Below are 9,646 nucleotides of genomic sequence, written 5' to 3'. Positions count from 1 at the left end.
GGTGCGCGCCGCCGCCGCCCGGACTCGTCCCGGGGTCGGGTCAGCAGGAGCTGCGGATCTTGGTCCACTGGCAGCCGCTGTCCAGGCAGCAGAAGCGGTACCAGTAGCCCGGGTGGCCGGCGGCGTTGCAGAAGTAGCCGCCGCTGCAGGCGGACGCGGTCGCCTTGGGCGCGATCCGGTCGAGAATCCGGTCGACGAGACGGTTCACGGTTTTCTCCCTTTCTTCGGGCATGCTGGGGACACGCATTGGAGCAATGGCTGAAACGGCTTTATCGAAACCGGCTGACCTGCGGTATCACGTCCCTTCGCGGTGAAGTCCCGTGGGGGGCGGGAATGAACCCGGCGACTAGTATTGCTCCTCCCTTCACGCTCCCCGCAAGACCTTGATAATCAGCGGTCGATCACTTGTGAACTTTCGATGACGGACGCCTCGCCCATGATCGACATTTCTCAGGTTTAGCGGCGGCCGGAGGTGATCGGCCCGCCGGGCGGTGCCCGACCGCACCCGGAGGAACGCGTTCCGTCATAGGCCGGACGGACGACCGGCCCGGGCGTGCAGGCGGACCGGGCCGCCGGGTGGGGCCGGGCAGAACCGGGCGCCCGTTTCCGGAGTCGTACGACGTATGCGGAGGATCTTGCTCGGCGCGGCGGCGGCCTGCCTCGCGCTCCTCTTCCTCGCCCCGGCGGCGTCGGCGGCGCCCGTGCAGGAGCGCATCCGGTCGTACGCGGTCGACCTGACGGTGGACCGGGACGGCGTCCTCCACGTCCAGGAGAGGATCGTCTACGACTTCGGAGGCGCGCGCCGGCACGGCATCGAGCGGCGCATCCCGACCGGTCGCGCGTCGATCGGGAACGTGCGCACCGGCAGCCCCGACGCGCCGGCCGGACGGTCCGTCACCCGCTCCAAGGGCGCCGTGGACGTGCGGATCGGCGACCCGTCCACGCTGGTCACCGGCGTGCGCACCTACACGCTCGACTACACCGCGAAGCACGCCGTCCGGTCGGACGTCCTGGACTGGAACGCGGTCGGCACCGAATGGAAGGTCCCGATCGACGTGGCGACCGTCCTGCTCCGGGCGCCGGCCGCCTACCGGTCCCTGGCCTGCTACGCCGGGCCCCGCGGTTCGACCGCGCCGTGCGCCGGCGCGTGGAACACCGGCCAGGGCAGCGCGGCCTTCGGGCAGCGGCTGGAAGCGGGGCAGGGCATCACCGTCCGCGCGGCGCTGCCGCACGGCGCGGTGCGGCCGCAGCCGTCCGGGGAGGGCGGCTGGCGGGTCGGCGTGTTCGGCTGGCTCGCGGTCCCGGCGGCGCTGCTCGCCGTCGCGGCCGAGGTGGTGGTGTTCCTGCGCCCGCTCCACTGGGCGGGCATGGACTCCGCCGCGGCGGTCCCCGCCGCCGTGCCCGCGGAACTCACCGTCCTGTGCACCCACTGGGCCGCCGAGGCCGACGGAGCCGACCTCGGCGCGAGCATCGCCGTGGACCTCGCCGCTCGCGGGCACCTGAGGATCACCCGGCCGGCCGGCGGCGGGCCGCGGCTCCGGCTGACCGGCCCCCGCGACAGTGCGGACCTGCGGCCTTACGAGAAGGCGCTCCTCGACGAGGTGTTCTCCGGCGGCGACGAGGCCGCCGCCGAGGACGTCGACGGTCTCGGGCTGGCCCGGCGCCTGCGTCCGCTGGTGGAGGAGGCCGTCGACGCGCACGGCTGGCGGCGGCCCTGGTCGGCGGGCGTGCCCCTGCTGCGGTCCGCGTCGGTGCTGCTGGGCGTGGCCGGGGTCCTGGGCCTGGTCTACGGCCCGGTCGCCGACGGCGCCGTGACGGACGTGACGGCCTGGGGCGCGGCCCTGCTCGTGGCGGCCCCGGTCGTCTGGGTGCGCTCGCGGCGCATCGACCCCTTCACTCGCCGCGCTCAGCAGCTCAGGGACGAGGCGGACCGCTACACCGGGGGCCTCGTGATCAAGGACGTGCCGGACGCCGAGGACCTCCCGTTCGCGGTGGCGCGGCGATACGCGGGAATCCTGCGCAGGTACGTCGCGGGACGGGGCGGCCCGCCCGAGTGGTACACCGACGACGGCCCGGAGAAGGGCTTGCAGGACCGCTTCGCCGAGGTCGCGACGATGTTCGTCGACGCGTCCGCGCGGAAGGCGAAGCGCGCTCAGGGGACGCTGCCCCGGACGTCCTCCCCGACCCGGCGGACCAGGTCCGGTTGGGGCGGGTCGAGCCACGGCCCCATCGGCGGTTTCGGCGGCGATGGAGCCGGGGGAGGAGTCGGCGGCGGTGACGGCGGCGGGGGAGGCGGCTCCTGGTGAACCGCCGCGCCGTCCGGGCCGCCCGCTCGCGCGGCGGACCGCGCTTTTCGGATCACTGATCCGAAAAGAGGTAGGGTGGCGGCGTGGGACGGCGGAAGACGCGGACCGAGGCGATGCGCGGCGACGTGCTGGCGGCCGCCGGGCGGCTGCTGGAGACGGGCGGCGCCGGAGCGGTGACCACCCGGGCGGTCGCCGCCGGGGCGGGAACGTCGCTGGCGGCGGTGAACGAGCTGTTCGGCGGCAAGGCCGGGCTGGCCCGCGCGCTGTTCGCCGACGGCTTCGCACGGCTGGCGGCGGACCTGCGCGCCCTGGAGCCCACCGGCGACCCCGAGGCGGACGTGCTCGAACTGGCGCTCGCCGTCCGGTCGTTCGCCCGCCGCGCCCCGCACCTGCACGAGGTGATGTTCTCCCGTCCGTTCGCCGAGTTCCGCCCCGGCGCGTCCGACGCCCGCGCCGCCGAGGAGATCCACGCGATCGTCGTCGGCCGGGTCGCGGCCGTCCTCGGGCCCGACCGCGCCCCCGGCACGGCCCGGGACGCGGCCATCGGCCTGTTCGCGACGGTCCAGGGACTGCTGGCCCTGGACTCCTCCGGACTGCTGGGCGGCGGTCCGGACGCGGCCGACCGGCGCTTCCGGCTGACGGTCACCGCGACGCTGCGCGGCCTGGCCGCGACCGCGTCCCGCGACCCCCGTCCCGCCGCCGAGGAGGCACCGTGACCGACGCACGCCCCGACTTCGTCCCCTACGACCGGCCGAGCCCGCTGCTCACCGCCATCGGCGGCTTCCTGCGCCACCGCGACGACCCGCTGCGCGCCCGATTCCTCGTCGAGGGCCCCAAGACCAACGCCCGCGGGCTGCTGCACGGCGGGGTGATCGCCTCCGTCGGCGACGTGGTGATCGGGCACGCCCTGGCCGTCCGGACGGACCCGCCGACACCGCTCATCACCGTCAACCTGTCCTGCGACATGGTCGGTACCGCCAGGGAGGGCGACTGGGTCGACATAGCCGTCGTCCCGACGCGGACCGGACGGCGGCTCGCCGCCGGGACGGCGACGTTCGCGGCCGGCGGGCGCGTCATCGCCAACGTCAGCGCGCTGTTCATGCCGTCCCGCCCGGCCGCGGCCGCCGGCCGACGGTGATCAGCGCGGAGAGCTGCCGTAGACGACGCCGACGACGAACGGGTACGCGGCGCCGGCGGAGTCCACGCTCACCGTCAGGGCCGCCGGTTCCCGGACGAGGTACTCCGCGGGCAACGGGCGGAACATCGCGTCGCTCGCCCACGGCTTGTAGAGCCTGCCGACGGTCGCGCCGTAATGCGGGTGCATGAAGTCGAGCCCGCCGGACGGCATCGGCTCCAGCGCCAGCCCCTCGGGCAGCGCGATCGTGAACCCGAACCGGGTCGGGGCGCCCGGGCCACGGGCGACCGCGAGCCATGCCGCGCCGTCGGCGGTCGTGAGCGCGACGACGTCGGTGGCGGCGGCGACGCCCTTGAATACCCGCATGGTCGGACGCGGCATGCGGGCGCCGGTGGCGGAGTCCGCCAGGTCCATGCGCATGTGGATCGGCTGCCCGGTCTTCGCCGATACCCAAACGCCCTCGTGAACGGACGCTCCGAGAACGACGCCGGGATTCCCCGCCTCCCGTGGCTGGCCGCCCCGCCCCTCTATCGTCAGCGACGCGATTTGCTCCGCGGTGAGACCGCCCTGTTCACCGCTGTATTCACGACCCAGCATGTTTCCCCCCGCTGCGTGAATTCGTGGTCATCGTGCCCGCTCACGAGAGCCGGCGAAGCCCCCTTGCCGTTCGATTCTCGTGGCAACGCGACTGTAACCCGGCATTCAGCGCACTTCTGAGCCCTTTTCTCCGTTTCGGTAGGACTACCGAAACGGAGAAAAGGCGAGCGGGGTGGCCCGTCGCGCCTACGCGGGCGTCCCTGCCGTCAGGATCGCGGGCGTTCCCGCCGTCACGATCGTGGGCGTTCCCGCCGTCAGGATCGGCGGGCGTCGGGCCACGCCCGGAGGGCCGTCTCGGCGATCTGCTCCAGCTCGCTCCGCGCGGCGCCGTCACGGGCCCGGGCGGACATGCCCTGCATGACGGCGGCGTAGAAGGAGGCAAGCCCGCGGGCGTCGGTGTGCGCGGGGAGCTCGCCGGTCCGGACGGCGGTCCGGAGCACGTCTTCGAGCGCGCGGGTGCCCGCTTCGCGCAGGTCGCGCAGGTGCGCGGCGACGTCGGCGGACTGCGGGGAGCAGTTGGTGGCCGCGCTGATCAGCATGCAGCCGTGCGGGAGGCCGGGCCGGGTGTAGGCGGCGGCCGCCTCGTGCAGCAGGCGCCGGACGGCGTCGCGGGCGCCGGTCTCCTCGGCGAGCGCGCGCCGGGTGAACGCGGCGTAGGTGCCCAGGTAGCGGTCGAGGGCCTCCAGGAACAAGGCGCGCTTGTCGCCGAAGGCCGCGTAGAGGCTCGGCGCGCCGATGCCGAGCGCCTTGGTGAGCATGGAGACCGACGTGGCGTCGTAGCCGTGCTCCCAGAACACGGCGATCGCGTCCTCCAGTGCCCGGTCGCGGTCGAACGACCGGGGGCGTCCCGTCCTCATGCCCGACATTCTATAGCGATCGATACAGATGTGGGGTAGCGTACTTTCCAAACGATCACTACAGAAGTGGGGGCGCCCCGATGGTCACCGTGGGACTGTTCATCCGCGTCGAGGCCAGGCCGGACAAGGTCGACGAGGTGGAGGCGAGGTTCAAGGACGTGGTGGAGATCGTGCGCGAGGAGGGGAAGGCCGTCGTCTGGTTCGCGCTGCGGCTCGGACCGACGACGTTCGCGATCTACGACGCGTTCGCCGACGACGCCGACCGCCGGGCCCATCTGGAGGCCAACCTGCCGGCCCTGCGAGCCGCCGGCGCGGACCTGTTCGCCGAGCCGCCCACCGTCGAGCACATCGACGTCGTCGCCGGGCTGATCCCCGGGCACTGACCCGTCAGGGCGGGCCCCGGCCGCCCGTTCACGGCCGCGGGCCCCATCTCCCTGCCGGGTGATGGGGCTGTGGGGTCCGGGTCGCGGACGCGGCGTCCCTCCGCGGGGTCAGCGGGTGCGGGCGGCGGGCAGGCGGCCGGCGACGAGCGGGACGACGATCGCCGCGGCCACCAGGTGGGTCAGCATGAGGACGGCCCGGGTCGACGGCGCCGCCGGGACGAGGAGGTCGGGCACGAACGACAGCACCGTGAGAGCGCCGGTGGCCACCAGGAACGTGCGCTTGGGCGTCGCGGCCCAGCGCCGCAGCGCCACGGCCAGGACGATGCCGATCGCGGAGCACACCAGGGTCAGCTGGGTGAAGCCGAGCAGCGGGATCGGCTCGCCGTCGACGTCCAGGGAGATCCCGGCCGCGTCGGCGACGGCGGCGATGCCCGTCGTCGCCAGCGTGGCGGCGACGGCGGCGAGCCCGCCGGTGCGCCACAGCGCGACGGCGCGGGGCGAGGTCGTGGCGGTCGTCGACGGAGCGGTGGTGTAGCCGGTGATGCTCATCTGCTTGCCCTTTCGTCTTCGTACGAGGCGCTGTGTTCGTAGGAGAGACCGGGCGTGCCAAGCGAACTCATCGGTCGGATCGGGGCGATCTGAGATTTTTTTCCGGCCACGGCTGCGCAGGGCCGTTCGGGGGTCAGGCGGCGGCGGTGCGCAGGGCCGCCCGCTTCAGTTCGCCCCGCAGCGCCGCGAGCGACACGGCTCCGACGAGGAGGGTCCCGTCCGGGAACCGGAAGACCGGCACTGGCGGGCCGGACGGCGCGAGGTCCGCATGGGGCCGCTCGCCGTCGTCCTCGGCGTCCCAGGGCACGCCGACGACGGATGCCAGGCTCCGCAGCACGCCCGCGTCCGCGATGTCCAGACCGTCGGTGAAGTGGGCGCGGTACAGGCGGGCGGCCATCTCCTCCGCCCTGCCGTGCGCGGCAGCCAGCGCGATGAGCCGATGGGCGCGGGAGGTGTCGGCGGGCACGATCCGGTCCGTCCTCATCACCAGCCCGTCCGCGGCCGCCGCCCGCGCGATCTGCTCGGCGCGCGCGGTGGGGGCGAGCGGGGACGGGCCGCCGTCCAGCGGCGTCCCCGCTGAACGGACGGCGGTCTGGTACGGCCTGAAGACCACCGTCAACGCGCCGCCGCCGGCCCGGTGCTCCTCGGCGGCCCGGCGGAAGCGGGCGTAGCCGAGCGCCGACCAGCTGCAGGCGATGTCGTGGGTGATCTCAACCTTCATCGGCCTTGTCCTTTACTGGCGGCACGGATCGTTCCGTGCCGCTTCAGGATGCCGGGGCCCGCGGGCCAAGTCAACACGGAACGTTCCGTATCGCCTAGACGGTATGCTGGGCCCATGTCCCCGAGACGTCCCGATCGCCGCAGTGAAGAGGCGGCCAAAGCCGTCATCCAGGCCGCCATGGAGCTGTGCCGGGAGGTGGGGTACCGCAAACTCAGCATCGAGGGCATCGCCGCCCGCGCCGGCGTCGGCAAGAACACGATCTACCGCTGGTGGCCGTCCAAGGCCGCCGTGCTGCTGGACGGGCTGCTGACCACCTGGAGGACGGACGCGACGTTCCCGGACACCGGCGACTTCGTCGCCGACATCAAGACCCAGATGGCGGCGGCCTCGCGCATCCTCGGGGACCCGGACGTCTTCCCCCACTACCGCGCGCTGATCGGCGAGGCCCAGCACGATCCCGAGATCCACCGGGCCCTGTGGGACAGCTTCATCGGCCACCTGGCGGGCGCCGCCGCCGACCGCATCAGGATCGCGCAGCGCGAAGGCCAGGTCCGGGCCGACGCCGATCCGGACCTGGTCACCGAACTGCTCTACGGCGCCGCCTACTACCGCCGGCTGCTCACCCCCCGCGCGGCCGACACCGACCACATCAACGCCATCGTCGACCTCGCCTTCACCGGCCTCGCCCCGCCCGCCGAGTAGACGCGGAGACGGCGCGCCGAGCGGCACCCGGCATAGTGAGGAAGGACGGGGTCGTTCAGCGAGGACTCGAGGGGGAGCGAACGATGTCCGGACCGGGAGCGCCGCCGCCTGTGCGGCATCCGATCTTCGCGCGGTTCTATGCGCGCATGTCACCGCTGATGGAGCGCGGCCTCGGCCGGTACCGGACGAGGCTCCTGCACGGCCTCTCCGGACGCGTTCTGGAGGTCGGGGCCGGCGCCGGCGCCAACTTCGATCACTATCCGGCCGAGGTCACCGGTGTCCTGGCCGTCGAACCGGAGGCCCGGCTGCGCCGGGCGGCCACGAGCGCCGCACGGCGGGCGCCGGTGCCGGTCGAGGTCGTCGACGGCCTCGCCGACCGGCTGCCCGCCGACGACCGGTCCTGCGACGCCGTCGTGGCCTGCCTGGTGCTGTGCACGGTGCCCGACCCGGCGAACGCCCTCGCCGAGCTCTTCCGTGTCGTGCGCCCGGGCGGGCAGCTCCGGTTCTTCGAGCATGTCCAGGCCGGCGAGCCCGCCCGCCAGCGTATGCAGCGCCTCGCGGACGCCACCGTGTGGCCGATCATCAGCGGCGGTTGCCACACGAGCCGCGACACCGCGGCGGCGATCGCGAACGCGGGCTTCGTCATCGACGACCTCGAAACGCTCCAGCGCTCCGACACCGGCATGCCGTTCCCCGCCGCTCCGCAGATCCTCGGCACCGCCCACCGACCGGGCAACGGATGACCGCGGCCCGGGCTGCGGCCAGGCCGCGCGAAGGGAGCGGCCTGGCCGCCCGACCGCCTGACCGGGGATTCAGCAGCAACTCGACCCGGTGGCGGACCTGGAAGGCTCGTCGTCGGCCGCCTTCTCGCCGGTCGTGCAGCAGGCGGAGTCACCGGCCTTGGCGAGGGTGCCGGCGTCGGCCTTGACCGTGTAGACCTCCCAGGGTTCGCCGCCGGGGCCGTGGACCCAGACCTTGTCCTGGAGCGCGTAGCAGCACGAGGTGTCGTTCTCCTCCAGCGTGACGAGCCCGGCGCCGGCGAGCCGCCGTGCCGCGTCGTCGACGAGCCCGGAGTCCTCGACCTCGACGCCGAGGTGGTCCATGCGGGTCGGCTCGCCGTCCTCGCCTTCGATCAGGACGAGCTTGAGCGGCGGCTCGGCGATGGCGAAGTTGGCGTAGCCGGGCCGGAGCTTGGAGGGCTCGGCGCCGAACAGCTTGGAGTAGAAGGCGATCGAGCCCTCCAGGTCGGACACGCGCAGGGCGAGCTGGACGCGGGACATGCGGTTCCCCTCGGGTCGTGGGCGGTGCCGGCCGGCCGCCGGTCGGCGGGCGCCCCGGTGAACGCTGTTTAGATGACTGTCTAAGTAGCGAATGTGCCGAGTTTGCATCTCTGGATAGATGGATGTCAAATTAGATGCATGTCCAAGCAGCGGTTGCCGATCGTGAACCCCGCCGACGCCGAGGGGGCGTGCTGCGCGCCCCTGGTCCGCGAGCCGTTGAGCGAGACCGAGGCGGCCGAGCTGGCGCCGCTGTTCAAGGCGGTCGCCGACCCCGTCCGGCTGCGGCTGCTGTCGTTGATCGCCTGCCACGAGGGCGGCGAGGCGTGCGTGTGCGACCTGACCGCGGCGTTCGACCTCACGGCGCCCACGATCAGCCACCACCTGAAGGTCCTCAGGCAGGCCGGTCTGATCGGCTCCGAGCGGCGCGGGACCTGGGTCTACTACTGGCTCAACCCCGGTGTCCTGGAACGGCTGTCGATGATCCTCGGGCCGCGCGTCACCGCGGCGGCCGTCTCGTGACCGGCACCGGACCGGGCCGCCCCGCCTCGGGGGGAGGCCCGGTGACCGAGGCCGCCGACGTGCCCGAGGTGCTGTTCGTGTGCGTTCACAACGCCGGGCGTTCCCAGATGGCCGCCGCACTGCTGGACCACCACGCCGCCGGGCGCGTCCGCGTCCGATCGGCCGGGTCCGCGCCCGCCGACGCCGTCAATCCCGCCGTCGCCGAGGCGATGGCCGAGATCGGGCTCGACCTGTCCACGGAGTTCCCGAAGCCGTTGACCGGCGACGCCGTCCAGGCCGCCGACGTCGTCATCACCATGGGCTGCGGCGACGTCTGCCCCGTCTTCCCCGGCAAGCGCTACCTCGACTGGCGGCTCGACGACCCCGCCGGGCGGCCGGTCGAGCAGGTGCGGCCGATCCGCGACGAGATCGACGCGCGGGTGCGCGCCCTGCTCGCCGAACTCCTCCCGGCGGAGTCGCCGTGACGTGCAGAGCCGTCGCCGCCGGCCGGCGTCGCCGCCGGCCGGGGGGGGGGCCGGCGGGGGACCGGGGCCGCGCGCGCGCCGCCCGGGGGGGGGGGGGTACCACAGCCGCGAGCAGCCCCGCCGGCGCCGCCCT

14 protein-coding genes are annotated in these 9,646 nt (G+C 73.8%); 8 read left to right on the top strand and 6 right to left on the bottom strand.

The window, feature by feature from the left end:
- Positions 1-40: 40 nt before the first annotated feature.
- Complete coding sequence (locus ABZ914_RS36030; protein ID WP_190851661.1) at positions 41-208, bottom strand: hypothetical protein; 168 nt, start codon at positions 206-208, stop codon at positions 41-43.
- Between the two features lie 415 nt (positions 209-623).
- Here ABZ914_RS36030 and ABZ914_RS36025 point away from each other — a divergent pair, with 415 nt between their 5' ends.
- The 3 genes from ABZ914_RS36025 to ABZ914_RS36015 all read left to right on the top strand — a co-directional run bounded on the left by ABZ914_RS36025 (position 624) and on the right by ABZ914_RS36015 (position 3,444).
- Positions 624-2,306 (top strand): DUF2207 domain-containing protein, encoded by a 1,683-nt coding sequence (locus ABZ914_RS36025; protein WP_500198766.1) that lies wholly within the window; start codon positions 624-626, stop codon positions 2,304-2,306.
- A gap of 83 nt (positions 2,307-2,389) precedes the next feature.
- Positions 2,390-3,022, top strand: a complete 633-nt coding sequence (locus ABZ914_RS36020; RefSeq protein ID WP_500198761.1) for a TetR/AcrR family transcriptional regulator — start codon at positions 2,390-2,392, stop codon at positions 3,020-3,022.
- Positions 3,019-3,444 carry a PaaI family thioesterase gene (locus ABZ914_RS36015; RefSeq protein ID WP_500198759.1) on the top strand — a complete coding sequence of 142 codons (426 nt, stop codon included), beginning with the start codon at positions 3,019-3,021 and terminating at the stop codon, positions 3,442-3,444. The genes ABZ914_RS36020 and ABZ914_RS36015 overlap by 4 nt, the downstream gene beginning before the upstream one ends.
- Here ABZ914_RS36015 and ABZ914_RS36010 read toward each other — a convergent pair whose 3' ends face one another.
- Positions 3,445-3,855 carry a hypothetical protein gene (locus ABZ914_RS36010; protein ID WP_500198758.1) on the bottom strand — a complete coding sequence of 137 codons (411 nt, stop codon included), beginning with the start codon at positions 3,853-3,855 and terminating at the stop codon, positions 3,445-3,447.
- Between the two features lie 437 nt (positions 3,856-4,292).
- Positions 4,293-4,895 carry a TetR/AcrR family transcriptional regulator gene (locus ABZ914_RS36005; protein WP_500198756.1) on the bottom strand — a complete coding sequence of 201 codons (603 nt, stop codon included), beginning with the start codon at positions 4,893-4,895 and terminating at the stop codon, positions 4,293-4,295.
- Between the two features lie 80 nt (positions 4,896-4,975).
- Here ABZ914_RS36005 and ABZ914_RS36000 point away from each other — a divergent pair, with 80 nt between their 5' ends.
- The gene (locus ABZ914_RS36000) at positions 4,976-5,278 is read left to right on the top strand and encodes a putative quinol monooxygenase (protein WP_190851673.1); all 303 of its coding nucleotides are present in this window, start codon (positions 4,976-4,978) and stop codon (positions 5,276-5,278) included.
- A gap of 108 nt (positions 5,279-5,386) precedes the next feature.
- Here ABZ914_RS36000 and ABZ914_RS35995 read toward each other — a convergent pair whose 3' ends face one another.
- Positions 5,387-5,827: a DUF6069 family protein gene (locus tag ABZ914_RS35995; RefSeq protein ID WP_500198754.1), complete on the bottom strand. Its 441-nt coding sequence runs from the start codon at positions 5,825-5,827 to the stop codon at positions 5,387-5,389.
- A gap of 133 nt (positions 5,828-5,960) precedes the next feature.
- Entirely contained in the window at positions 5,961-6,548 is a 588-nt protein-coding gene (locus ABZ914_RS35990) for a DsbA family oxidoreductase (protein ID WP_500198752.1), read from the bottom strand.
- Positions 6,549-6,662: 114 nt separating this feature from the next.
- Here ABZ914_RS35990 and ABZ914_RS35985 point away from each other — a divergent pair, with 114 nt between their 5' ends.
- Positions 6,663-7,250 (top strand): TetR/AcrR family transcriptional regulator, encoded by a 588-nt coding sequence (locus ABZ914_RS35985; protein ID WP_500198751.1) that lies wholly within the window; start codon positions 6,663-6,665, stop codon positions 7,248-7,250.
- Positions 7,251-7,333: 83 nt separating this feature from the next.
- Positions 7,334-7,993, top strand: coding sequence for a class I SAM-dependent methyltransferase (locus ABZ914_RS35980; protein WP_500198750.1), 660 nt, complete (start codon positions 7,334-7,336; stop codon positions 7,991-7,993).
- Between the two features lie 69 nt (positions 7,994-8,062).
- On the opposite strand, the gene ABZ914_RS35975 is transcribed toward ABZ914_RS35980, so the two are convergent.
- Positions 8,063-8,530 (bottom strand): ArsI/CadI family heavy metal resistance metalloenzyme, encoded by a 468-nt coding sequence (locus ABZ914_RS35975; protein ID WP_500198748.1) that lies wholly within the window; start codon positions 8,528-8,530, stop codon positions 8,063-8,065.
- 138 nt (positions 8,531-8,668) lie between these two features.
- Here ABZ914_RS35975 and ABZ914_RS35970 point away from each other — a divergent pair, with 138 nt between their 5' ends.
- Both ABZ914_RS35970 and ABZ914_RS35965 read left to right on the top strand, forming a co-directional pair.
- The gene (locus tag ABZ914_RS35970; protein WP_500198747.1) at positions 8,669-9,049 is read left to right on the top strand and encodes a metalloregulator ArsR/SmtB family transcription factor; all 381 of its coding nucleotides are present in this window, start codon (positions 8,669-8,671) and stop codon (positions 9,047-9,049) included.
- A gap of 41 nt (positions 9,050-9,090) precedes the next feature.
- Entirely contained in the window at positions 9,091-9,513 is a 423-nt protein-coding gene (locus ABZ914_RS35965) for an arsenate reductase ArsC (RefSeq protein WP_500198746.1), read from the top strand.
- Positions 9,514-9,646 lie beyond the last annotated feature (133 nt).

The organism is Spirillospora sp. NPDC046719, from assembly GCF_040645715.1.
Classification (GTDB): domain Bacteria; phylum Actinomycetota; class Actinomycetes; order Streptosporangiales; family Streptosporangiaceae; genus Spirillospora.
The sequence above is the reverse complement of the archived record's forward strand: the minus strand, read 5'-3'. Positions and strand labels throughout refer to the sequence as shown.